The organism is Dermacoccus sp. PE3, assembly GCF_001021715.1.
GTDB classification, from domain to species: Bacteria; Actinomycetota; Actinomycetes; order Actinomycetales; family Dermatophilaceae; genus Dermacoccus; species Dermacoccus abyssi.
Window position 1 is genome coordinate 131811 of record NZ_LDCM01000004.1, and the last position, 22704, is coordinate 154514.

A 22704-nucleotide genomic window follows, 5' to 3' on the forward strand; every position below is an offset into this window, starting at 1 on the left:
GCACGAACGAGGAGCGCCCCGACCGGATCGGTCGGGGCGCTCCTCGTGTTTCGCGTGATGCAGCCGCGCTGTTCGGCGCAGTGTCAGCGCGTCGAGCCCAGCCCGCGGTTCACGGCCACCTGGTACAGCGTGACGCTCGTGGCGATGCCTGCGTTGAGCGACTCGACGGAGGAACTCATCGGCACCGACACGATCTGGTCGCAGGTCTCCGCGACGAGACGCGAGAGGCCCTTGCCCTCGGAACCGACGACGACGACGAGCGGGCGGTCCGCCAGCTCGAGGCCGGGCAGGTCGACGTCACCGTCCATGTCGAGGCCGATGACGAAGAAGCCCGCCTTCTTGAAGTCCTTGAGCGCCGCCGTGAGGTTGCTCGCCTGAGCCACCGGGATGCGCGCAGCTGCGCCGGCCGAGGTCTTCCAGGCCGACGCGGTCATGCCGGCGCTGCGTCGCTGCGGGACGACGACGCCGTGGCCACCGAAGGCCGCCGTCGAGCGGACGATGGCGCCGAGGTTGCGGGGGTCGGTGATGCCGTCGAGCGCGACGACGAGCGGCGTGCCGGGCAGCTCCGGGTCGATGAGGTCGCCCGGGTGGGCGTAGTCGTACGGCGGTACCTGCAGCGCCAGGCCCTGGTGCACGGCGCCGTCGGTGAGGCGGTCGAGTTCGCCGCGCGGCGTCTCGAGCATCGGCACGCCCTGCTCCGTGGCGATCTTGAGCGTCTCGCGCACACGGTCGTCGGAGTCGATGCGGCTCGCGACGTAGAGCGTCGTCGCGGGCACGCCCACGCGTAGCGCCTCGAGCACCGAGTTGCGCCCGGCGATGACCTCGCTCGAGGTGCGCTCACGGCGGGCCCCGCTCGAACGTCGTCCGTTCGGGGCGCCCTGGGCCGCGCCCGATCGGGCCGCGGACTTGTACGCCTTGTGGTTCGGGCGTTCCTCCGCCTTCGGCGTCGGGCCCTTGCCCTCGAGGCCGCGGCGGCGCTGGCCACCGCTGCCGACCGTCATGCCCTTCTTCGAACTGCCCTTGCGAATCGCGCCTCGGCGCGAGGAGTTGCCTGCCATCAGTTGTCCTTTCCGCCCTGCCGCGCGAGACTCCAGCGCGCGCCGTCAGGGGTGTCCTCGACCACGACGCCGGCGTCGGCCAGCTGGTCGCGGATGGTGTCGGCCGCCTCGAAGTTCTTCGCTGCGCGGGCGGCCTTGCGCTGTTCGACGAGCGCTTCGACGAGGGCGCCCAGGGCGTCCATCGCCTCGTCCTGGCCGCCGGCCGAACGACCCGACCACTGCGGGTCGAGCGGGTTGACGCCGAGCACGTCCGTCATGGCGGCGACCTGCATGGCGAGTTTCTCGACGCGCTCCACGTCGGCCTCGTCGATGGCGGTGTTGCCCTCGCGGATGGCGTCGAAGCAGGCCGCGAGCGCACCGGAGACGTTGATGTCGTCATCCATGGCCTCGACGAAGGCGCGCGGCAGTTCCACACCGGCGACGTCGTCGCTCGTGAGCACGGCGTCGGCGCCGAGCGCACGACGCAGGAAGCCCTCGATGCGCTCGACCGCAGCCGCAGCCTCGGCGAGCGAGTCCGGCGTGTACTCGATCGTCGAGCGGTAGTGGACGGCGCTGAGGTAGTAGCGCACGACGATGGGCCGCACCGTCTTCGTCAGTTCGTTGACGGCGAGGGTGTTGCCGAGCGACTTGCTCATCTTCTCGCCGGAGAGGGTGACCCAGCCGTTGTGCATCCAGTAGCGCGCGAAGCCGAGGCCCGCGGCGTGCGACTGGGCCTGCTCGTTCTCGTGGTGCGGGAAGCGCAGGTCGATACCGCCGCCGTGGATGTCGAACGTGTCACCGAGCCAGCGTCGCGCCATGGCGGAGCACTCGAGGTGCCAGCCCGGGCGGCCTTCACCCCAGGGCGTGGGCCAGTTCGCGGAGGCGGGTTCGTCGTCCTTGCGCCCCTTCCACAGGGCGAAGTCGCGCGGATCATTCTTGCCACGCGGATCTGCGTCGCCCGCAGCCTCCATGTCGTCGAGGTTCTGACGCGTGAGGGAGCCGTACTCGGGGAAGCTCTTGACGTCGAAGTAGACGTCACCGGAGCCGTCGGACGCCGGGTAGGCGTGGCCTCGCTCGATGAGCATCTCCATGAGCTCGACCATGTCGGTGACGTGCCCGGTGGCACGCGGCTCGTACGTGGGTCGCTTGACGCCGAGGGTGTCGAGCGCGTCGCTCGTCTCGCGTTCGTGCAGGTAGCTCCATGCGAACCACGGCTCGCCCGCCTCGGCGGACTTGCGCAGGATCTTGTCGTCGATGTCGGTGACGTTGCGCACCAGCGTGACGTCGTAGCCGTGCCCGCGCGTCAGCCAGTTGCGCAGCACGTCGAACGCGACGGCGAAGCGCAGGTGGCCGATGTGCGGTGAGCCCTGCGTGGTGAGGCCGCAGATGTAGATGCCGACCTTGCCGGGGTTCACGGGTTCGAAGTCGCGAAGCTCGCGAGTGGCGGTGTCGAAGATCTGCAGAGTCACAGGCCCGATTCTATCGGCCTCCGCAGGCGTGCTCGCCCGGCCACGTTCGCGCCCCGGATCGACTGCAGGTGGATCCGGGGCGAGAACCCGCAGGAGTGGGTCACTCGTCCTCGAGGCCGACCTCTTCGGCGGCGAGCGTCGTCGAGTCGCCGTGGCCCGTGAGCACGACGGTGTCGCCGGGCAGGGTGAACAGCTTCTCGCGGATCGACGCCACGAGCGTCGGCTTGTCGGAGTAGGAGCGACCGGTCGCCCCCGGCCCGCCCTGGAACAGGGTGTCTCCGGTGAGCACCGCGCCGAGCGCGGGGACGAAGAAGCACACCGCACCCGGAGCGTGTCCCGGCGTGTGAATGACGCGGACGCTCGTGCCGGCCACCGTGAGCTCATCGCCGTCGGCGAGCGCCTCGTCGGGCTGCCATTCGTGCGTCATGTCCCACAGGACGCGATCCTCGGGGTGGAGGAACACGGGTGCCCCCGTGGCTTCGCGGACGTCACCGGCCGCAGTGATGTGGTCGTTGTGGGCGTGCGTGCACCAGATGCCGACGACCGTGCGGCCCGCAACGGCGTCGAGGATCGGGGCTGCGTCGTGGGCCGGGTCGACGACGGCGACCTCCCGGTCATCGCCGATGAGCCAGACGTTGTTGTCGACGTCCCAGCTGCCACCGTCGAGTTCGAAGGTGCCGGACGTGACGACACGCTGGATGCGCAGGCCGTCCTCGTGTGCGAGAACAGCGGCGCCCTGGTCGGTGAATTCGGCCATCAGAGGGTCACCACCGAACGCAGCACCTTGCCGCCCTTCATCGTGTCGAAGGCCTTCTCGACCTCGTTGAGACCGATCTTCTCGGTGACGAACTCCTCGAGCGGGAAGCGGCCCTGCTTGTAAAGGTCGACGAGCATCGGGAAGTCGCGCTCCGGCAGGCAGTCGCCGTACCAGCTCGACTTGAGCGCACCACCGCGGCCGAAGATCTCGAGCAGCGGCAGCGTGAGCTCCATGTCGGGCGTCGGCACGCCGACGAGGACGACGCGGCCGGCCAGGTCGCGGGCGTAGAACGCCTGCTCGTACGTCTCGGGACGACCGACAGCCTCCACGACGACGTCGGCCCCGAAGCCGCCCGTGAGTTCACGGATCTTCTCGACGGCGTCGTCCTTCTCCGAGTTGATCGTGTGCGTGGCGCCGAACGCCTTGGCGTTGCCGAGCTTCTCGTCGTCGATGTCGACGGCGATGATGGTCGTGGCGCCGGCGGTCTTCGCACCCGCGATGGCCGCGCACCCCACGCCACCGCAGCCGATGACGGCGACGGACTCACCGCGCGTCACCTGGCCGGTGTTGACGGCCGCACCGAAACCGGCCATGACGCCGCAGCCGAGCAGGCCGACCGCCGCGGCGTCGCTCTCCTCGACCTTCGTGCACTGACCGGCCGCGACGAGCGTTTTCTCGATGAACGCACCGATACCGAGCGCCGGCGTCAGTGCGGTGCCGTCCTCGGCGAGCGTCATCTGCTGCGTCGCGTTGGCCGTGTCGAAGCAATACCAGGGCTGGCCCTTCTTGCAGGCGCGGCACTGGCCGCACACCGCACGCCAGTTGAGGACGACGAAGTCGCCCACCTCGACGTTCGTCACACCCTCGCCGACGGCCTCGACGCGACCGGCCGCCTCGTGCCCGAGGAGGAAGGGGAATTCGTCGTTGATGCCGCCCTCGCGGTAGTGCAGGTCGGTGTGGCAGACACCGCACGCCTCGATCGCGACGACGGCCTCACCCGGGCCGGGGTCGGGAACGACGATGTCGACGACTTCCACTTCGGCGTTCTTGCTACGGGCGATGACGCCCTTGACGGTCTGGGACATACCGGCTCCTCAAGTGTTGTCGGGTCTGATCCCAACCTAGCGAGAACCGGTGACAACCTCGACCCGCGTCATGTCAGGGACGGTCAGTCGCGCGGGTAGACGAGCGCCGTGGCGACGGCGGCGATGCCCTCGCCGCGGCCGGTGAGGCCGAGGCCGTCACTCGTCGTGCCGCTCACCGACACCGGGGCGCCGCCGATCGCGGCCGACAGAGCGACCTGCGCCTCGTCACGGCGCTTGCCGATCTTCGGACGGTTGCCGATGACCTGAACGGCCGCGTTGCCGATCTCGAAACCGGCCTCCCGCACGAGCCGAGCAGCCTCCTCGAGCAGCGTGACGCCCTTGGCGCCCGCCAGCTCGGAGCGGTCGACGCCGAAGTGCTGCCCGAGATCGCCGATGCCGGCTGCGCTGAAGAGCGCGTCGCACAGGGCGTGAGCGGCTACGTCACCGTCCGAATGACCCTCGATGCCACGCTCACCCGGCCAGCTGAGACCCGCGAGCGAGAGCTCCCGCTCGTCGTCGGCCAACGGGTGGACGTCGACACCGATTCCAGTGCGCGGCAGGACGACGTGGGGCTGGCTGGTCATACGGGTTCGGCCTCCGAGCGGTCGGCGAGCAGGTGTTCGGCGACGACGATGTCGAGCGGTGTCGTCACTTTGAGGGCGAAGAGATCACCGTCGACGACGAGCACCTCTCCCCCGGCGCGTTCGATGAGGGCGGCGTCGTCGGTGGCGTCGAGCCCCGATTCATGCGCGGCCACGAGCACCGAACGACGAAACCCCTGCGGGGTCTGGACGGCACGCAGATCGGCGCGCACCGGCGTCGAGACGACGCGTTCGAGCGCAGGCGCGTCCGCTGCTCCGCCTTCTGCGCTCCTGCCGTCGTCCTCACCGTCGTCCCCGGCGGTCTGCGTGGCCTCGACGACCTTGATCGTGTCGACGACCGGCACCACCGGAATGACGGCGTCAGCCCCGGCCGCCAGGGCCGCGAGCACGCGCTCGGTGAGCTCCACAGGGGCAAGGCAGCGCGCGGCGTCGTGGACGAGGACGATGTCGCACTCGCGATCGAGCGCCCGCAGGCCACAACGGACGGAGTCACTGCGTTCCGCGCCGCCGGCCACGATCTCAACGGGAACGTCGCCGTCGGCGAAATCGCTGAGGACGTCGGCGAATTCGTCTTCGTGCGAGGCCGGAACGACGACCACGACATGCGACACGCCGCCCGTCGCCACGAGGCGACGAACGGCGTGCGTCACGAGGGGCGTACCCCCCAAGGTCACGAGCGCCTTGGGCTTTCCGGCTCCCAGACGGGTGCCGAGGCCCGCAGCGACGACAACTGCTCCGGCGTTCAGGACGCGAGCACCTCGTCGAGGGTGGCTTCCGCCTTGTCCTCGTTCGTGTGCTCGGCGAGGGCCAGCTCGGAGACGAGGATCTGACGGGCCTTGGCGAGCATGCGCTTCTCGCCGGCCGAAAGACCACGATCCTGGTCGCGGCGCCACAGGTCACGCACGACCTCGGCCACCTTGATGACATCGCCGGAAGCGAGCTTCTCGAGGTTGGCCTTGTACCGACGCGACCAGTTGGTGGGCTCTTCGGTGTGCTCTGCGCGCAGCACCTCGAACACCTTCTCGAGCCCCTCCTTGTCGACGACGTCCCGGACGCCGACGAGGTCGCAGTTCTCGGCGGGGACCTCGATGGTCAGGTCTCCCTGGGCTACGTTCAGCACGAGGTACTGCTTGTCCTCGCCCTTGATCTTGCGCACCTTGATCTCTTCGATCGTTGCTGCGCCATGGTGCGGGTAAACGACGGTCGCGCCGACTTTGAATTCCATGTGGTATTAGCCCCTTTCGCGACCTCCAGGATACCACGCAGCCGCGCCATTCCGGGGCGTGCGAGGCGGCCGAACCGCACATAGCACACCGAAGCAAGCCCCCCGATCGACCGCCCGAACGGGCGAGGCGCGCGACACGCCGAACATTCGGAAAAGTTTCGTTTTGATCACCGGCACGAGGCCCGGCTCACCACGTCGCTCACGAGGCGATAGTCTTGCGTGCGTGACGCGACGAATTGTGACCTCCAAGCGCCGTAGCGCCGGCGTGATGCTCGCGGCCGTGACGGCCGGTGCCACGCTCACCGGCTGCGGTCAGCTCATCAACCCGTACACCACCGAGCTGCAGTACGACGCCGCCGACGGCGTCTCGGCACGCGTCGGCGACCTTCAGGCAGCTGACCTGCTCATCGTCAACGACGGCGAGGGTTCCGAGGGCAAGCTCTCCGGTCTCGTGTACAACGCGGGTTCGTCCGACAGCCAGCTCACCATCACGGTGAACGGCGCCGACACCCAGGTCACCATCCCGGCGAACTCCAGCGTCCGTCTCGACGGCAAGGCCGACGGCAACGACGACAAGAAGGTCTCGCCCGTCACCATCTCCTCCCTCGGCGACGCGAAGGTGGGTGACCAGATCTCGGCCACCCTCAAGACGTCCCCGGGCGGCTCGACGCAGGTCTCCATCCCGGTGCTGCTCGACCAGTACCCGTACGGCGACGCCGACGTGGACCACGCCGAGTCCGAGACCTCCGGCGACGAGTCGCACGGCTCCGGCCACTGACCCCCGCGTCACACCACGTTCAACGGCTTCGGCCCCATCCCTCCTGTCGAGGGGTGAGGCCGAAGCCGTTCGTCGTGTGGGAGCGGCCGCTCACGCCTCCAGCTTGTAGCCGAGACCTCGGACGGTGAGGATGTGGCGCGGCGCACCGGGATCGGGCTCGATCTTCGCGCGCAGACGCTTGATGTGGACGTCGAGCGTCTTCGTGTCGCCGACGTAGTCGCTACCCCACACGCGGTCGATCAGCTGCATGCGCGTGAGCACGCGGCCCTCGTTGCGCAGGAGCAGTTCGAGCAGTTCGAACTCCTTGAGCGGCATCGAGATCTGCTCACCACCCACCGTCACGACATGGCGCTCGACGTCCATGACGACGGGACCGGCCTCCAGGCGGTCGGGCTCGAACTCCTCGGGCTCGCTCTGACGGCGCAGCACAGCCTTGATGCGGGCGAGCAGTTCACGCCCCGAGTACGGCTTCGTCACGTAGTCGTCCGCGCCCAGTTCGAGGCCGAGGACCTTGTCGATTTCACTGTCCTTGGCCGTCAACATGATGATCGGCACGCTCGAGCGAGTACGCAGCTGCCGACACACGTCGACGCCGGACATGCCGGGCAGCATGACGTCGAGCAGCACGAGGTCGGCGCCGGAGCGTTCGAACTCCTCGAGCCCGTCCGTTCCCGTCGCCGCGACGACGGCGTCGTAGCCTTCCTTCTTCAGCATGTAGGCGAGGGGCTCGGAGTAGGACTCCTCGTCCTCGACGACCAGGATTCGGGTCACAGCTTGTCCTTCGTCTCGGCAGTGCGGCCGGCGGCCGCGCTCACGGGTTCACGGGGCGTGTCGGCGAGTTCGGACGTCTCACGCCCGGCCCTCTCGCCGTTGCACGCGGGGATCTGCATCTCGAACGTCGAGCCGACGCCGGGTTCGCTCCACACGCGGATCTGCCCGCCGTGGTTCGCGCACACGTGCTTGACGATGGCCAGGCCGAGGCCGGTTCCGCCGGTCTGGCGCGACCGGGCCGGGTCGACGCGGTAGAAGCGCTCGAAGATTCGCTCGATCTCGGCGGCCGACAGCCCGACGCCCTGGTCGGTGACCTCAACGGCCACCGCGTCGTCCTCGCTCGACACGGCGACGACGATGCGGGTCTCGTCGCCGGAGTAGTTGACGGCGTTGTTGACGAGGTTGCGGCAGGCCGTCGTCAGGAGGCTTTCGTCGCCGAGCACCAGGTGCGGGCCTTCGTCGGTGCGTACCGACAGGCTGATGCCCCGCCCCTCGGCGAGCAGACGCGTCTCCTCGACAGCGCGATGCGCGCACTCGGCGAGGTCGACGGGCTTGGCCGTGGCGATGGTGTCGGCGCCCTGCAGGCGCGACAGGTCGACGATCTCCTGCACGAGATTCGACAGCCGTACGGTCTCGGTCTTCATGCGGGCCGCGAACCGGGCCACTGCCTCGGAATCGTCGGCGGCGTCCTCGACGGCTTCCGCCAGCAGACGCAGGCCGCCCACCGGAGTCTTGAGCTCGTGGGAGACGTTGACGACGAAGTCGCGGCGAGTCTCCTCGATGCGACGCGCCTGCGTGCGGTCCTCGACGAGCACGACGACGATGTCGGCGTTGAGTGGCGCCACCCGAACCCGCAGGTCGAGTTCGGCACCCTCGATGGGGCCCCGCGCCAGATTGAGGTCGGTCTCGATGACGCGATTCTCGCGCCGGGAGCGTCGCACGACGTCACGCACCGCGTCGTGGCGCAGATCGACGTCACGCACGAGACCGAGCGCGTCGACGTCGTCGCTGTGCGCGGCAACGCGATCCGAGCGGTCCACGAGCATCCAGCCCGAACGCAGGGTGCGCAACAACGCCTCGGCTTCTCCCGACACGGCAGCCGGCTGCGCGGTGGACGTCGGCGTGGCCGCCGGCGTCGCAGACGGCATGCGTTCGCGCACGGAGGAACTCGACGAGCGTCGACCGAACGCGTATCCACCGACGGCCAGGGGGACGCCGACGGCCGCACCGGTGATGAGGTCGAGAATGGCTGGCACCCCGTTAGATTACGCACAGGGGCACCGGGGAGCAGAACCCTCGGCGCCTCCCTCCGGGCACGTCGCCCAGTGTTCACCTCGGGGCTTGTCTTCGTTCACCGAATCGTGCGACTCTCGCCCGGAAACACCCCCATGCTGGGCATTGCCATGCCCTGAATCCGCCCCGCCCGGGCCCAGTCCAAGGAGGACGAGTGCGCGACGCATTCCACGAGGACCTCGACAAGATCTCCGATCAGCTCGTCGACATGACGAAGCTGGTCGGCACCGCCCTCGAGCGCGCCACCGCCGCTCTTCTCGAAGGTGACCGCACGATCGCCGAGAGCGTCATCGCGGCCGACGACGACATCGACGCCCTGCGTCGTGAGGTCGACGACCTCGCCGTCGACCTGCTGGCACGCCAGCAGCCGGTGGCCACCGACCTGCGCATGGTCGTCACGGCCATGCACATGAGCTCCGACATCGAGCGCATGGGCGACCTCGCCCGTCACATCGCGAAGGTCGCGCGCATGTCGGCGCCCAACGTCACCGTGCCCGAGAACCTGCGCCCGATCATCGCCGAGATGGCTCGCGTGGGCGAGAAGCTCGTCCAGGCGACGGGTGACGCGATCGGTTCGAAGGACGTCTACGCCGCGGTCGAGATCGGCCGCATCGACGACGAGATGGACGAGCTGCACAAGAAGGTCTTCACGACGCTGCTCGGCGACTGGGAGCACGGCATGGAGGCCGGCGTGAACGCCACCCTCCTGTCGCGCTACTACGAGCGTTACGGCGACCACGCCGTGGCCGTGGCCGACCGCATCGTCTACCTCGTGACCGGCCGCTACGGCAACCCGGACGAGGGCCTCACCCGCTGACGCCTCGCCGCACCGCTGACGGCCCGCTTCCCCGGAGGGAGGCGGGCCGTCAGCGCGTCAGGCGGCTGTTCGCATCTGGTGCATTTCTGGCCATCTGGCGGCGATATGTCGCGGCCGGATCAACAGAAGCGCACCAGCTACGACCAGCGGGGTGTGACGACGGCGCCCGCCCCTTCACGCGAAGGGGCGGGCGCCGTCAGGTGATGAAGCGCTCGGGCGATCAGGCCTTGCCCTGATTCGCCACGGCGGCTGCGGCGGCCTCGGCGGCTGCCGGGTCGAGGTAACGACCACCTTTGGTGACGGGCGTGAGGTTCTCGTCGAGCTCGTAGTACAGCGGCATGCCTGTGGGGATGTTGACGCCCACGATGTCGTCGTCACTGATGCCGTCGAGGTGCTTGACCATGGCGCGCAGCGAGTTGCCGTGTGCGGCCACGAGCACCGTCTTGCCGTCCTTGAGGTCGGGCACGATGGCGCTCTCCCAGTAGGGCAGGAAGCGCTCGATGACGTCCTTGAGGCACTCGGTCAGCGGCGCGGCGTCACCGAGGTCGGCGTAGCGCGGGTCGGCGTCCTGGCTCCACTCGCTGCCCTTCTCGATGGGCGGCGGCGGGGTGTCGAACGAACGACGCCACGTCATGAACTGCTCTTCGCCGTAGGCCTCGAGGGTTTCCTTCTTGTTCTTGCCCTGCAGGGCGCCGTAGTGACGCTCGTTGAGGCGCCAGTCTCGCTTGACCGGGATCCAGTGGCGGTCGGCGGCGTCGAGCGAGAGGTTCGCCGTCATGATGGCGCGGCGCAGCAGCGAGGTGTGCACGACGTCGGGCAGGAGGTCGGCTTCCTTGAGCAGTTCGCCGCCGCGCACGGCCTCGGCGCGGCCCTTGTCGGTGAGCGGCACGTCCACCCAGCCGGTGAAGAGGTTCTTCGCGTTCCAGTCGGACTCGCCGTGGCGGAGCAGAATCAGCTTGTACGTCATGGCGTCAGCCTAACGTCCGAGCCGTCGGCGTCCGGGGTTCAGTCGTTCTCCAGAAGGTGGCGGAAGGCCTCGAGGTTGCGCGTCGACTCGCCGTGCGTCGTGCGCCAGTGCCATTCCTTCTTCATCGACGCGAGGAAGCCGCGCGAGAGCACCTCGTTGAAGATGCCGTCGCTCGCTTCGAGCATGACGCCGAGCAGCCGGTCGAGCGCCTCACCGTCGAGGCCCGCGAGCGGCAGGCGGCCGGTGAGGTAGACGTCGCCCGCACCGTCGATGCCGTAGGCGACCCCCGGGATTCGCAGGTTGCGCTGCAGCAGGAGGCGGTAGACCTCCTCGTGGTTCTCGTCGGGGTTGCGCACGACGAACGCCATCGCCTTGAGCGTGCGATCCCCCACGACGAGCGACGTCACCGTCTTGAGCTTCTTCTCCCCCGGCAGCGTGACGACGAACTCGCCGTTCGACGCTCCGAGTTCCCATTCCAGCTCGGAGGCCTCCAGCCACTCCCGAACCGTCACTTCCGCTGCCTGAACGAGGTCGTCGGTGCTCATAACTCCAACCTACGCGGGCGGGCGGGGTCAGGGAACGATGGCGCTGGGGACGCCCGCGAGCGCGCGCGAGGCGTCGATGTCCGTACTCGCGTCGTCGTGGCAGGCGTTCGCGTAGATGTCGAGCAGACGATCGACGCTGACGTCCCAGCCGTACTGACGAGCGTGGGCGACGGCGCGCTCGCCGAGTTCCGCGCGGCGGGCGTCGTCGTCGAGCAACGACCCGAGGGCCCTCGCCCAGTCGAGCGGATCGTGGCCCTCGACGAGCACTCCCCCGTCACCGACGGCTGTGGGCAACCCGCCCACAGCGGCGGCGACGACGGGCGTGCCCGAAGCCGACGCCTCGATCGCGACGAGCCCGAAGGACTCGCTGTGCGACGGCACCGCAACGACGTCGGCCGCGTGGAACCACCGAACGAGCGCGCTGCGGTCGACGGGCGGCACGAAGTCGACGACGTCCTTGACGCCGAGGTCGCGGGCCAAGGTCTGCAGCGCGAGCGGCTTGTCGAGGCCGGAACCTGACGGGCCACCGACGACGACGAGTCGGAGCCGCGAGCGCCGCTCCGGCTGCTCGGCCACGAGTTCGGCCACCGCACGCACGAGCACGTCAGGGGCCTTGAGCGGCTGGATGCGCCCGACGAACAGCACGACCTGCGCGTCCGGCTCGACGCCGAGATGTACGCGTGCCTCGCGGCGACCGGCGCCGTCGGTCGGTGAGAAGGCGTCGAGGTCGACGCCGGGCGTGACGACCTCGACCTTCGACGAGTCGGCGCCGTAGAGCTCGATGAGTTCGCGCGCTTCACCCGGCGTGTTGGCGACGAGCTTCGTCGCCGCGGTGACGACCTGCTCCTCGCCGATCTCGCGCCCGGCGGGCTCGGGGGTGTCGCCGTCGGCGAGCTGGGCGTTCTTGACGCGCGCCATCGTGTGCATCGTGTGGATGAGCGGCACCCGCCAGCGGTCGGCGGCGAGCCAACCCACCTGGCCCGAGAGCCAGTAGTGCGAGTGCACGAGGTCGTAGTGCCCCTCCGGCTTCGACGCCCCGACGCGCATCATGCCTGCGGCGAACGCACAGAGCTGGCCCGGCAGGTCCTCCTTGCCGAGGCCCTCGTATGGCCCGGCCGCGATGTGGTGGACGGTGACGCCCGGCACGAGTTGCACCTGCTCGCCGAGGGCTGCGCTCGTGCGGCGCGTGAAGATGTCGACCTCGACGCCGCGCTCGGCCAACCGCTTCGCCGTCTCGACGACGTAGACGTTGAGACCGCCGGCGTCGCCCGTTCCGGGCTGCGACAACGGGGATGTGTGGACGCTCACCATGGCCACGTGCCGCACGGGACCGCTGCAGTCGCGGGCCGCGGAAGCGCTACCCAAGGGCTTGGTGAGAGATTCGTCCACGAACGGTCGAACGATACGTTGGGGCCGTGCATTCCCGACCTGTTGGCGCCGTGACGCGGGGGACGACGAACCCCAACCGTCTGCGCCGCCAGGACCGCTGGTTGACCGGCCCGCAGGCCTGGCGACTGCGCCGGAGTGACGATCCGCCGATCGTCGTCGACCTCGGATACGGCGCCTCCCCCGTGACGGCCGTCGAACTGCACGACCGACTGCGGCGGGTACGTCCCGACGTGCGGACGGTCGGCATCGAGATCGAGGCCTCACGCGTCGCGCAGGGGCGTGAGCTGCTCGCGCACAACCCCGGTCTCGCAGGCCTGTCGTTCCGTCGCGGCGGTTTCGAGATACCCCTCGACGCCGGCCGCAGCGCGACGATCGTGCGCGCCGCGAACGTCCTGCGTCAGTACGACGAGTCCGAGGTGGCCGGCGCGTGGGAGCGGATCTGCTCGCGCCTGGCCCCGCACGGCCTCCTCCTCGACGGCACCTGCGACGAGCTCGGGCGGCTCTCCACGTGGGTGGCCGTCACCCCCGACGGCCCGGTGAGTTTCACGATTTCGCTGCGTTTGGCAGGCCTCGGCGACCCCATGGACGTCGCACCGCGGCTCGTGAAGTCGCTCATCCACCGCAACGTGCCGGGCGAACCGGTGCATGCCTACCTCGCAGCGCTCTCTCGCGCGTGGGCGATCAATGCACCGCTCGCTCCTCACGGCGCGCGCCAGCGCTTCGTGGCGAGCGCCCGGACTCTCAAGGACGACGGCTGGCCACTGCTCGACGGCCCGACGCGATGGCGTCTGGGTGAGATCACGGTCGACTGGTCGGCTGTCGCGCCCCGCGCCTGACGGGGACGTGCGTCAGATGTCGACGCTCGCGACGAACAGCCGCGAGCCGGGTACGCCGGTGACGACGGCGTCCGGGTCCGAGGCCGACGACCACACACATTCGAGACGCTCCAGACGGATGGCTTCGTCACCGCAGCGCACCGTGACCGGTGCGTCGAGCGCGAGCATGACGGCGGGAGCGCCGCCGATCGGCAGCGCCGTCGGTGTTTCGTTCGGCCGTACCTCGAACAGCTCGAAGTGGGGCGCTGCTGTGGGGTGATGCAGCGTCGACCCATCTCCGTCTCCCAGGCGCCGCGGCTCCTGGGCTTCGACCGGCGTCCTGACATCGACGATCGTGAGCAGTTCCTCGACGTTCGTCTCCTTGGGCGTGAGCCCACCGCGCACGACGTTGTCGGAGTTGGCCAGCACCTCGATCGTCGTACCGTGCACGAACGAGTGGAGAACCCCCGCTCCGATGAAGTAACTGCGCCCGGGCGTCATGACGAGGTGGCGCATCGTGAGCAGAACAACGACGCCCACGTCACCTGGGAACTGCTCGTGCACGTCGAGCACGGTGCTCAGTGCCCGCGCGGTCGCTTCGTCGGCCGAACCTGCGTCGACGAGCGCCCGGACGGCGGCCACGACAGCAGCCACGAACTCGGCCCGGTCATCGGCAGGAACGTGGAGCAGGGCCTCCAACAACGCGTGCGCCGGATCAGCCGCGCCCCTCGCCTGATCCACGAGATCGGTGAGCGCGGGCACGTCGAGGCCGACAAGGAGCGCGCTCGCTTCGTCGAACGGCAACGACCCGGCGAAGGCTTCGCACTCGGTGAGCGGTACCCACGCCTCCGGTTTGGCCCAGGAGTCACCGTAGACACCCTCGGGGGCCGACGCCGCCCGCGCTGCGTCGGGATGTGCCTGGATGGAAAGCGCCCTGTCGGCGGCGAGGATCTTGAGCAGGAACGGCAGACGTCGACCGAAGGCGTCGAGCGACCCTGTGCCGAGGTGGCGTTCGTCGTCTCCGGCGATGTGTTCGTCGAGACCGCAGAAGTGCCCGTCGCCGAGGTCGACACGGGCCGGGCCGGCTTCGTGGGCGCCGACCCAGAGCTCAGCCTCGGGCGTGGCACTCGGCTGTTCGCGCCCGGCAAGCTGCGCCAGGGCGACGTGCGAGCCCCAGGCGTAGTCCTTGATCACGGGTTGGATGCGGTGCAACGCTCTTCCTCGACCTTCTTCCCGGCCACCCGGTCGGGCAACTCGGAACCGAGTCTAGTTCTGATGGTCCTCAGAAAGGAATGCGCCGACGACCTGGCGCACGCGACTGCGGTGGCCCCACAGCAGCCCGTTCTCGTCGAACACCTCGAGCCGGGCGTTCGGCAGATACTCCACGAGGCGCTCCGCCGACGAGACGGGATGCACGGTGTCGCCCTCCTGCGCGAGCACGAGTACGGGGAGCGTGAGATCGCGCAAGCGCTCGACATCGGGTACCGGCACGGCGTGGGGCAGGTCGCGCAGCGCCTCAGCCATCCCGGGGCCGAGGAAGACCTCAGTCTGCTGCTCGACCCATGCCCGCGCCGCGTCGTCGCCGCGCACGGCCTCGGGTAGCTCGGCTTCGAGTTGAGCGCGAATCGGGCCGGCGTCACCGCGCGCCGACGCCTCGGCCATGGCGCTGTACCGTTCGAGCCCCTCGCTGTTGCGAGGTGAGTCGATGACGGCCGGAATGACGAGGACGACGCGCTCGAACCGGCTCGGGTCACGTTGCAGGATGCGCAGGATCGACCCGGCACCCATCGAGACGCCCAGCGCGCGCGTGGCTCCGTAGGCGTCGGCGACGGCGAGCAGCTCGTCAGCCGTGTGGTCGTAGTCCCAGCCGTCGAACGCGGGCGCCGAGCGACCGTGCGAGCGAAAGTGGAAGAAGACGCGCGTGCCGTCGACGCCCGACGCGTAGGGACGCGTCGAGGGAATCGAGGCTCCCATACCGTGCGCGAACACGGTGACGGGTTCGCCTCGCCCTGCCCTGACGACCTCGAGAGGCCCCGACGGGCCGTCGATGAACTCAGCTGCCACAGCTGGTCACCACGGCCCGTAGGGGCCGCTCGAGTTGCCCTTGCCGGGCCGCACGAGCGGGCGGACGTCGGCCAGGAAAACGCCCGCGGCGACGACGCCGATGATGCCGAGCAGACTGACCGGACGCCCGAGTGAGATGAAGCCGAGCAGCGCGGCGACACCGGTGATGGCGACCCACGCGGGCTTCGTCAGCTTGCCGTGCGCCTGGAAGAGGTCGGCTCGCCCGCGCAACGCCTCGACGAAGGCCCAGACCTCGACGCCCAACAGGATGACGCTGAGGATGAGCATCGCGCCCATCTGGAGCTCGAACAGGAAATCCATGCCCTCACTGTAGAGGCGCTCTCCGACAACCCGCTGAGGGCGCCCACCGCGAGGTCAGCGGCGCTCTGCCTGGTGCGGGTTGACGAAGAACAGGACGGCCACGACACCGACCGCGACGACGGCCGCGGGAAGGTAGAGCGACTCGCCCATCGCACGGGAGAAGGACTCCGCTGCCACGGCGGGGACGCGAGCGCTGGCCCCCGCTTCACCCGCGGGCATCGAGTAGCCCCCGAGGTGGGACGCCAGTCGCGATTCCATGAGGGCTGCAATGGCGGCCGAACCGAGCACCGCACCGAGCTGGCGCGTCGCGTTGAAGACTCCGGAGCCCGCACCCGCTCGCGCGGGCGGGAGGGTCCGCGTGGCCGTCACGGAGATCGGCGCCCACATGAAGGCGTTGGCCAGACCGAGCACGAGGGCGGGGGCGACAAGCTGCCACCACGGGGTGTCGGAGTGGAGAGCGAGGCCGTACCAGACGATGCCCACCGCGAAGCACGTGAGCCCGAAGCCCGCGATGAGGCGCGGGTGCATTTGGTTGACGAGGCGACCAGCAACAGGCGCCAGCCCGAGCGTCAGCACCGCCGTCGGAGCCATGAGGAGGGCCGCCTGAGTCGGCGTCCAGCCGCGTACGCTCTGGGCCCACACCATGATCGGGAAGTTCATCGCCGTGATGGCGAGGCCCACGCCGAAGATCGCGACGTTGGCGAGCGAGAAGTTGCGGAACGTGAAGAGCACGAGCGGAATGAGCGGCTCCGCACGTGTGAGGCGCTGCCACACGACGAAGGCGACGAGGACGGCGATACCCGCCACGATGAGCAGCGGCACCGAGATGACACCCGTGATCGTGCCCCAGTCGTAGCGGTTGCCCTCCTGCAGGCCGAAAACGAGCAGGAACATGCCGATGCCGGAAAGCAGCACGCCGATCCAGTCGAACGTGTGCGTGTGGACCGGCAATCTCGGCACGAGCTTGAGTGCCATCACGAAGGCGATGATGCCGACCGGAATGTTGATGAAGAAGATCCACTCCCAGCCGACGTGGTCGATGAGCACACCGCCGAGGATGGGGCCGACGAGCGTCGCGACACCGGCCACCGAGCCCCACAGACCCATCGCCGTACCGCGGGTCTCACCGGGGAAGATGCGCGTGATGACGGCCATCGTCTGAGGGGACATGGCCGCAGCGCCGAGGCCCTGCAGAACGCGGGCCGCGATGAGCCCCTCGATGGACCCGGTGAGGCCACACCACAACGAGGCGAGCGTGAACACCGCGAGGCCCACGAGATAGACGTTCTTCGGCCCGTACCGGTCACCGAGACGCCCCGAGACGAGCAGTGGCACCGCGTAGGCGAGCAGGTACGCGCTCGTCACCCAGACCACCGCACCGAGATCGGCGTGCAGACCGTTCATGATGGCCGGCGTACCCACGGCGACGATCGTCGTGTCGAGCAGGATCATGAAGAACCCCAGGCACAGGGCCCACAGGGCCGGCCAGGGGTTGTCGAGGGTCGTGTTCTCGCGTCGCGGGGCCGCGGGCGTCGTCTCAGACGTCGATGATGACCGTGAAAGGTCCGTCATTGGTCAGTGCCACCTTCATATCGGCGCCGAAACGCCCGGTTTCCACCGCGATTCCCGAAGCGACGAGAGCGTCGGCGAGAGCATCAACGAGTGGTTCGGCGACGTCACCCGGGGCCGCCTGGCCCCACGACGGTCGTCGCCCTTTGCGCACGTCACCGTACAGCGTGAACTGGCTGACGACGAGCACGCCGGTGCTCGCGCCGCGCTCTGTGAGGTCGCTCACGGAGGCCTCGCCCGGCATGATGCGCAGCCCGGCGATCTTGCGCGCCATGGCCTCGACCTGAGCGTCACCGTCGTCGTGGGTGACTCCGACGAGGGCCACGAGACCGGGCCCGGGCAGTGCTCCGACGACCTCACCGCCGACCGTCACCGACGCCTCGAGGGCGCGCTGAACCACGGCCCTCATTCGGCGCCCGCTCCGGGCACCAAGAGGCGACCGGTCGTCGGCTCGCCCAAGGCTTCGGTGACGCCGCCGACGCGCTTGCCGTGACCGAGGATGTCGGCCTTGGCCAACTCGTCGAGCGCAGGCGAATCGATGCCCATGCGACGAAGAACCGCCGCCGCCACGACGGGCCGGGCGCGCTGAGCGCCGTCGGCGATCTTCACTGCGACCCCACGACCGTTGGGCAGGCCGATGGCATAGCAGGCCTCCGCGCCGTCCTTGGCGATGAGCCCGGGCACGCCGGCGACGAGGGTGGACACGTCACGTCGCGAGCCGCCGAGGAAGGCCGGAGCGTTGCGGATGGCTCGAGCAACCCGCCACTCGTGCGTGCCCTCGGGAGCTGCTGCGAGACGACCGAAGGCCCGCGCCAGGCCCGCCATCGACAGCGACATCACCGGGGCGCCGCACCCGTCGACACCCATGGCTGCCACCTCGTCATCGGCGATCTCGGCGAGGGTCTCGGCCATGAGCTGCTGAACCGGGTGGTTGGGATCGCGGTACGTCGTCGTGTCCCAGCCGTTGATCGTGCACGTCGCGAGCATGCCCGCGTGCTTGCCCGAACAGTTCTGGGCGATCGGGACGGGCTCCTGCCCCTCTCGGGTCCACCGCTTGCGGTCGACGTCGTCGTAGGGCAGGTCAGGGGTGTTCTGCAGGTCGGCCTCGCTCAGGCCGTGACGCTCCAGGATCGCGCGCACACCGTCGATGTGGAACTGCTCACCGGAGTGGCTCGAACACACGAGGGCGAGAAATTCGTCGGGTAGGTCGAGCCCGGCGCGCACCATCGCGAGCGCCTGCAACGGCTTGTTCGAGGAGCGCGGAAAAATCACCGCGTCGCTCGGTCCCCACGCCGCTTCGACGCCCCCGTCAGAACCCGTGACGGTGACGAGGCCGTGGTGCACGGATTCGACGAAGCCCGACCGGTCGACCCGTGCGAGCACGGGCGCCGAGGCGAGGGCGGCGGAGACGGTCTGCGCATCAAGAGGGTTCACACCTCCAGCCTAGGGGCGGACACCGACAACCGGCAGCCCGGCGGAGACGACGCAGGCCCCGCACCGCCGAAGCGGTACGGGGCCTGCGGCCTCACGGCATCAATGCTGCGTCACGATGCCGCCCGAGACGTTCGTGAACGTCAGTGCTTGTTCTTGAAGTCACGAGCCTTGTCGTCGATCGTGTGGCCGTCACCGTCACGGTCAGCGGTGCGACCGCGCGCGTCGTCGACGTCACGGTCGCCCGTGCGACCACGCGTGCCGTCGGTGTCGACCTCGACCTCCTCGTGGGCAACCTCGGTCTGCACACGCTCGGTGTCACGAACCTCGTCGACATCGAGGCCGACGCGCTCGACTGCGACGGTCTCCTTGTCGACGACCGGGCGCTCCTCGTGGAGCGTGACCGTCTCGGTCTGCTCGCCAAGGGTGACGTTCGACGCACGCTCGTTCATCGGCTCGCGCGTGACGTTGACCTCTTCGCGGCTGACCGGCACGTCGACCTGCTGCTGGTCGGTGACGACGTACTTGCGCAGGCGGGCCTTGCCGCTCTCGCGACGCTCGGTGCCGACGTTGACACGCTCCTCGTGGCGCACGACGCCTTCGCCGTCACGGTTGTCCGCGATGTCGCGCGCCTTGTCGTCGACCGTGTGGCCGTCGCGGTCACGGTCCGCGGTGACGTCACGGCGGTCGCCGTCGAAGTCACGGTCGCGGCCGGCAGCGCCTGCCACGCCTGCAGCACCAGCGGTACCCGCAGCGCCACCGACGGCGGCGTCGCGGTCACGGTCACCGTCGAAGTCACGACGGTCGCGGTCGCCGTCGAAGTCGCGGCGGTCACCGGCGCCGTTGCCGAGGCCGTAGTAGTGGTAAAGCGCCTCTTCCTGCTCGACGTCGAGGTGCTTGTCGGCGTCCTGACGCGGAGCGTCCTTGATCTTGGCCTTCGAGTACGGCAGGTGGAGGTCATCGCCCTCAACCCGGGCGCCCTCGAGCGGAACGAAGGATTCGGAGGTGCCGAACAGGCCGGTGTTGACCGTCACCCAGGCCGGCTGACCGGTCTGGTCGTCGAGGTAAACCTCGCCCACGGAGCCGACCTTGTCGCCGTCGCTGTCGTAGGCCTTGCCGGAACGGGCTGCCAGAACATCGTCAACGGAAAGCATGTGCAATCTCCTATCGATGAAGGTGTGCACGCGCCGGATCGTCCTAGAACGAACCGGAGTTCACCGGCCGTGCGTCTTGCTCACCACGCAACCACTTTTGGTGGCCCCTGTCACCAGGCTCCGTCGCTAGGGGTGCGAGAACGCATGCAACCTCAGCTTGAGCGGGGCGTCGAAGACCACCCACCGATTCACCCTCGGGAACGGACGCGGCCAGGTTTAGGGGTGGTGCAACTCATCCCCAAAGGTGGTCAGGCCATCCGACGGAGTCCAAGGGGGCCGCACCGCGACAACAGATGTGATTTATGTCACATAATGCGTCGCGGGCGGACAGCCCGGGCGTGTCACGGCTGGACGATCGGCGTCTGAGCCGCAGCCACCCCTCCGACGTACAGTTCCGCATCGACCGGCGTCGATCGCTTGAGCACGACGAGACCGATGGGGCCGTCGACGTGGTGACGAGCCACCGACGTCAGGCGCCCGACGGGCCGTTCCGTTCCGGCCACCGTGACGTCGGCCCCCACGTCGGGCAGAGTGTGCCCACTTCCGTCGAGGTGGACGAAGGCCAGTCGACGCGGCGGACGGCCGAGGTTGTGGACGCGCGCGATGGTCTCCTGACCTCGGTAGCACCCCTTGTGCAGATGAACCGCCGTGCGCAGGAGATCGAGTTCGTGCGGGATGGTGCGGTGGTCGACCTCCGCCAAGCCGTCCGGGTGCCACGCATTGACGCGCAGCGCCTCGAGCGCCCACAGGCCCACCGGGGCGCGGTCGCCGAACTCCTCGACAAAGCGTTCCCGCGGGACGACGAGCTCCCGCCAGGCCCAGTCGGCGCCCGGGTGCTCGACACCGCCCGAGTAGTCGGCAGAGTCCTCCCCCATCCGCGGCCACGGGTCGACCCAGGCGATGACACCGCGCTCACGCAACTCCTCGGGGGTGGACGGCGCTGCGGTCGGTTCACCGATGACGGCGTAGGAATCCGTGAGGTCCTCGACCTCGACCCGCAACATGAACCGCATCCGCTCGAGGAACTCGGCGAGACCCGCGGCCTTGCCGGGGTCGGTCGTGAGCCAAGTGCGTTCTCCGTCGTCGACGACGTGCAGGTCGTACTCGACGTGCCCCTTGGGCCCGAGCACGAGAGCCTGCGTCGAGGTGAACGGCGCGAGGTTCGCCAGGTGCTGCGTCGTCATGGAGTGCAACCAGTTGAGGCGGTCTGGTCCGCTCACCCGAACGACACCCCGCGACGAGAGGTCGACGGCACCGACACCGTCCTCGAGCATCTTCTGCTCGCGCAGTGGGTCGCCGTAGTGGGCTGCCACGTTCGACCAGACGCCGTCCGCCGCGACCGCTCCCGGCCAGGTGAGAGCGGGCGACGCCGGCCCTGAGGTCGACTCGTTCGGGGTCTCGTTGCGTACGTCCTCGTTCACACCCGCCACGGTACGCCAGCACACGAAATCCCCCGGGCGCCCCGCCTATGCTTGAACCATGTCCGAGCAGCCGCCACATACGCCCCGTCACGCCATGGACGACGAGCCCGCCGAGGAGCGAAGCACTCGCTCCTCGGATGCTGCCTCCTCCGACCACACCGAAAGGCGCGCGGGCGCGCAGGCTGCCGGTCGCAAGAAGCGCGGCAAGCTACGTACGCTGCTCTACATCCTGCTCGCCATGCTCCTCGTCGTCATCCTTGCCGTGGGCGGCTTCCTGCTGTACCTCAAGTACATCCTCGACAAGGACATCTCACGCGAGGACCTACTCCCCTCGAGCACCGTGAAGCGCGACGACGCGGCAGGCGACTCACAGAACATCCTCCTGCTCGGCTCGGACAGCCGCGACACGAACCTTCGCGACGGCAGCCGAAGCGACGTCATCCAGCTCGTGCACATCAGCAACGACCGCAAGAAGATCGAGGTCGTGCACTTCCCGCGTGACATGTACGTCGACATCCCGGGGCACGGCAAGAACAAGATCAACGCCGCCTACGCCTACGGTGGCCCGACGCTGCTCGTGCAGACGATAGAGAAGGCCACGAACGTGCGCATCGACCACGTCGCACAGATCGGGTTCTCCGGCTTCGAGAAGCTCACGGACCACATGGGCGGCGTCGACATGTACGTCCAACAGCCGGTCGACCTCGGCAAGGACGGCAAGTGGGAGCAGGGCATGAACCACTTCACGGGCCTCCAGGCGCGCCGCTACGTCCAGGAGCGCAAGCAGCTCGCGCAGGGCGACATCGACCGCGGCAAGAACCAGCAGGCGTGGATCTTCGCGATTTTCCAGAAGGCGAAGTCACGCGGCGTCCTGTCCAACCCGATGACGATCACGAACATCACCAAGGACATCTCGAACAACCTCGCGGTCGACAAGGACTTCACGACGAACTACATGACGTCGTTGGCCTACAGCCTGCGGGGCCTCAAGCAGGAGAACATCACCTTCTACACCGCGCCCATCACCGGCTTCGGCAACGAGCCGGGCGCCGGCTCCGTCGACTACGTCGACGAACCCGCTCTGAAGAAGCTGAGCGACGGTCTGCGCAAGGACGACATGACGGGCGTCCCGAACGGCCGCAAGGGCGGCTGACGCTCCCCGAGCACCTTCGAGAAAGGGCACGCGACCGGCTA

General features: G+C 69.0%; 24 protein-coding genes. 4 read left to right on the plus strand and 20 right to left on the minus strand.

Annotation, left to right across the window (positions count from 1 at the left end):
* Positions 1 to 83: 83 nt before the first annotated feature.
* From rlmB to AA983_RS11015, 7 genes are all read right to left on the minus strand, one after another.
* The gene (rlmB, locus tag AA983_RS10985) at positions 84 to 1058 is read right to left on the minus strand and encodes a 23S rRNA (guanosine(2251)-2'-O)-methyltransferase RlmB (RefSeq protein ID WP_047312322.1); all 975 of its coding nucleotides are present in this window, start codon (positions 1056 to 1058) and stop codon (positions 84 to 86) included.
* The gene (gene cysS / locus AA983_RS10990) at positions 1058 to 2506 is read right to left on the minus strand and encodes a cysteine--tRNA ligase (RefSeq protein WP_047312323.1); all 1449 of its coding nucleotides are present in this window, start codon (positions 2504 to 2506) and stop codon (positions 1058 to 1060) included. The genes rlmB and cysS overlap by 1 nt, the downstream gene beginning before the upstream one ends.
* 100 nt (positions 2507 to 2606) lie before the next feature.
* Positions 2607 to 3263, minus strand: coding sequence for an MBL fold metallo-hydrolase (locus tag AA983_RS10995; RefSeq protein WP_047312324.1), 657 nt, complete (start codon positions 3261 to 3263; stop codon positions 2607 to 2609).
* Positions 3263 to 4348 (minus strand): S-(hydroxymethyl)mycothiol dehydrogenase, encoded by a 1086-nt coding sequence (locus AA983_RS11000; RefSeq protein ID WP_047312325.1) that lies wholly within the window; start codon positions 4346 to 4348, stop codon positions 3263 to 3265. The genes AA983_RS10995 and AA983_RS11000 overlap by 1 nt, the downstream gene beginning before the upstream one ends.
* Before the next feature lie 83 nt (positions 4349 to 4431).
* A complete protein-coding gene (gene ispF, locus AA983_RS11005) occupies positions 4432 to 4932 on the minus strand; it encodes a 2-C-methyl-D-erythritol 2,4-cyclodiphosphate synthase (RefSeq protein WP_047312326.1) in 501 nt (166 codons plus the stop codon).
* Entirely contained in the window at positions 4929 to 5651 is a 723-nt protein-coding gene (locus tag AA983_RS11010; protein ID WP_369798812.1) for a 2-C-methyl-D-erythritol 4-phosphate cytidylyltransferase, read from the minus strand. Before AA983_RS11010 ends, ispF begins: the two co-directional genes overlap by 4 nt.
* A 41-nt stretch (positions 5652 to 5692) precedes the next feature.
* Positions 5693 to 6175: a CarD family transcriptional regulator gene (locus AA983_RS11015; protein WP_047312327.1), complete on the minus strand. Its 483-nt coding sequence runs from the start codon at positions 6173 to 6175 to the stop codon at positions 5693 to 5695.
* A 223-nt stretch (positions 6176 to 6398) separates the two neighbouring features.
* Here AA983_RS11015 and AA983_RS14945 point away from each other — a divergent pair, with 223 nt between their 5' ends.
* The gene (locus AA983_RS14945; RefSeq protein ID WP_156170366.1) at positions 6399 to 6953 is read left to right on the plus strand and encodes a hypothetical protein; all 555 of its coding nucleotides are present in this window, start codon (positions 6399 to 6401) and stop codon (positions 6951 to 6953) included.
* A gap of 90 nt (positions 6954 to 7043) precedes the next feature.
* Here the strand turns inward: AA983_RS14945 and AA983_RS11025 are convergent, their stop codons facing one another.
* On the minus strand, positions 7044 to 7724 hold the full coding sequence (locus AA983_RS11025) for a response regulator transcription factor (protein WP_047312328.1): 681 nt from the start codon (positions 7722 to 7724) through the stop codon (positions 7044 to 7046).
* On the minus strand, positions 7721 to 8980 hold the full coding sequence (locus AA983_RS11030; RefSeq protein ID WP_047312329.1) for a cell wall metabolism sensor histidine kinase WalK: 1260 nt from the start codon (positions 8978 to 8980) through the stop codon (positions 7721 to 7723). The genes AA983_RS11025 and AA983_RS11030 overlap by 4 nt, the downstream gene beginning before the upstream one ends.
* 191 nt (positions 8981 to 9171) lie before the next feature.
* Between AA983_RS11030 and phoU the strand changes: the two genes are divergently transcribed.
* A complete protein-coding gene (phoU, locus tag AA983_RS11035; RefSeq protein WP_047312330.1) occupies positions 9172 to 9834 on the plus strand; it encodes a phosphate signaling complex protein PhoU in 663 nt (220 codons plus the stop codon).
* A gap of 220 nt (positions 9835 to 10054) precedes the next feature.
* Here the strand turns inward: phoU and AA983_RS11040 are convergent, their stop codons facing one another.
* Genes AA983_RS11040 through mshA form a run of 3 tightly spaced genes read right to left on the minus strand, consistent with a single transcriptional unit; the run spans position 10055 to position 12657 of the window.
* Complete coding sequence (locus AA983_RS11040; protein WP_047312331.1) at positions 10055 to 10801, minus strand: phosphoglyceromutase; 747 nt, start codon at positions 10799 to 10801, stop codon at positions 10055 to 10057.
* Positions 10802 to 10839: 38 nt separating this feature from the next.
* Positions 10840 to 11346, minus strand: a complete 507-nt coding sequence (locus AA983_RS11045) for a YbjN domain-containing protein (RefSeq protein WP_047312332.1) — start codon at positions 11344 to 11346, stop codon at positions 10840 to 10842.
* 27 nt (positions 11347 to 11373) lie between these two features.
* Positions 11374 to 12657, minus strand: coding sequence for a D-inositol-3-phosphate glycosyltransferase (mshA, locus tag AA983_RS11050; RefSeq protein WP_047312333.1), 1284 nt, complete (start codon positions 12655 to 12657; stop codon positions 11374 to 11376).
* A gap of 104 nt (positions 12658 to 12761) precedes the next feature.
* Between mshA and AA983_RS11055 the strand changes: the two genes are divergently transcribed.
* Positions 12762 to 13571 (plus strand): SAM-dependent methyltransferase, encoded by an 810-nt coding sequence (locus tag AA983_RS11055; protein ID WP_082128868.1) that lies wholly within the window; start codon positions 12762 to 12764, stop codon positions 13569 to 13571.
* Positions 13572 to 13583: 12 nt separating this feature from the next.
* Here AA983_RS11055 and manA read toward each other — a convergent pair whose 3' ends face one another.
* From manA to AA983_RS11095, 8 genes are all read right to left on the minus strand, one after another.
* Positions 13584 to 14762, minus strand: a complete 1179-nt coding sequence (gene manA / locus AA983_RS11060) for a mannose-6-phosphate isomerase, class I (RefSeq protein ID WP_047312335.1) — start codon at positions 14760 to 14762, stop codon at positions 13584 to 13586.
* Between the two features lie 54 nt (positions 14763 to 14816).
* The gene (locus AA983_RS11065; RefSeq protein ID WP_047312336.1) at positions 14817 to 15614 is read right to left on the minus strand and encodes an alpha/beta fold hydrolase; all 798 of its coding nucleotides are present in this window, start codon (positions 15612 to 15614) and stop codon (positions 14817 to 14819) included.
* A gap of 6 nt (positions 15615 to 15620) precedes the next feature.
* On the minus strand, positions 15621 to 15935 hold the full coding sequence (locus tag AA983_RS11070) for a DUF2516 family protein (RefSeq protein WP_047312337.1): 315 nt from the start codon (positions 15933 to 15935) through the stop codon (positions 15621 to 15623).
* 54 nt (positions 15936 to 15989) lie between these two features.
* Positions 15990 to 17507 carry a DHA2 family efflux MFS transporter permease subunit gene (locus AA983_RS11075; protein WP_047312338.1) on the minus strand — a complete coding sequence of 506 codons (1518 nt, stop codon included), beginning with the start codon at positions 17505 to 17507 and terminating at the stop codon, positions 15990 to 15992.
* Entirely contained in the window at positions 17473 to 17913 is a 441-nt protein-coding gene (gene dtd / locus AA983_RS11080) for a D-aminoacyl-tRNA deacylase (RefSeq protein WP_047312339.1), read from the minus strand. The genes AA983_RS11075 and dtd overlap by 35 nt, the downstream gene beginning before the upstream one ends.
* Positions 17910 to 18938, minus strand: a complete 1029-nt coding sequence (locus tag AA983_RS11085) for an asparaginase (protein WP_047312340.1) — start codon at positions 18936 to 18938, stop codon at positions 17910 to 17912. The genes dtd and AA983_RS11085 overlap by 4 nt, the downstream gene beginning before the upstream one ends.
* A gap of 140 nt (positions 18939 to 19078) precedes the next feature.
* Complete coding sequence (locus AA983_RS11090; protein WP_047312341.1) at positions 19079 to 20089, minus strand: DUF2382 domain-containing protein; 1011 nt, start codon at positions 20087 to 20089, stop codon at positions 19079 to 19081.
* Positions 20090 to 20430: 341 nt separating this feature from the next.
* Positions 20431 to 21510, minus strand: a complete 1080-nt coding sequence (locus AA983_RS11095) for a folate-binding protein YgfZ (protein ID WP_047312592.1) — start codon at positions 21508 to 21510, stop codon at positions 20431 to 20433.
* Between the two features lie 58 nt (positions 21511 to 21568).
* Here AA983_RS11095 and AA983_RS11100 point away from each other — a divergent pair, with 58 nt between their 5' ends.
* Positions 21569 to 22663: an LCP family protein gene (locus AA983_RS11100; RefSeq protein WP_082128869.1), complete on the plus strand. Its 1095-nt coding sequence runs from the start codon at positions 21569 to 21571 to the stop codon at positions 22661 to 22663.
* Positions 22664 to 22704 lie beyond the last annotated feature (41 nt).

Bases quoted from the DNA above. Each gene is read 5' to 3' on its own strand.
- rlmB (WP_047312322.1), bottom strand. From the start codon at position 1,058: ATGGCAGGCAACTCCTCGCGCCGAGGCGCGATTCGCAAGGGCAGTTCG.
- AA983_RS10995 (WP_047312324.1), bottom strand. From the start codon at position 3,263: ATGGCCGAATTCACCGACCAGGGCGCCGCTGTTCTCGCACACGAGGAC.
- AA983_RS11000 (WP_047312325.1), bottom strand. From the start codon at position 4,348: ATGTCCCAGACCGTCAAGGGCGTCATCGCCCGTAGCAAGAACGCCGAA.
- ispF (WP_047312326.1), bottom strand. From the start codon at position 4,932: ATGACCAGCCAGCCCCACGTCGTCCTGCCGCGCACTGGAATCGGTGTC.
- AA983_RS11015 (WP_047312327.1), bottom strand. From the start codon at position 6,175: ATGGAATTCAAAGTCGGCGCGACCGTCGTTTACCCGCACCATGGCGCA.
- AA983_RS11040 (WP_047312331.1), bottom strand. From the start codon at position 10,801: ATGACGTACAAGCTGATTCTGCTCCGCCACGGCGAGTCCGACTGGAAC.
- AA983_RS11045 (WP_047312332.1), bottom strand. From the start codon at position 11,346: ATGAGCACCGACGACCTCGTTCAGGCAGCGGAAGTGACGGTTCGGGAG.
- mshA (WP_047312333.1), bottom strand. From the start codon at position 12,657: ATGGTGAGCGTCCACACATCCCCGTTGTCGCAGCCCGGAACGGGCGAC.
- AA983_RS11070 (WP_047312337.1), bottom strand. From the start codon at position 15,935: ATGGATTTCCTGTTCGAGCTCCAGATGGGCGCGATGCTCATCCTCAGC.
- AA983_RS11075 (WP_047312338.1), bottom strand. From the start codon at position 17,507: ATGACGGACCTTTCACGGTCATCATCGACGTCTGAGACGACGCCCGCG.
- dtd (WP_047312339.1), bottom strand. From the start codon at position 17,913: ATGAGGGCCGTGGTTCAGCGCGCCCTCGAGGCGTCGGTGACGGTCGGC.
- AA983_RS11090 (WP_047312341.1), bottom strand. From the start codon at position 20,089: ATGCTTTCCGTTGACGATGTTCTGGCAGCCCGTTCCGGCAAGGCCTAC.
- AA983_RS11100 (WP_082128869.1), top strand. From the start codon at position 21,569: ATGTCCGAGCAGCCGCCACATACGCCCCGTCACGCCATGGACGACGAG.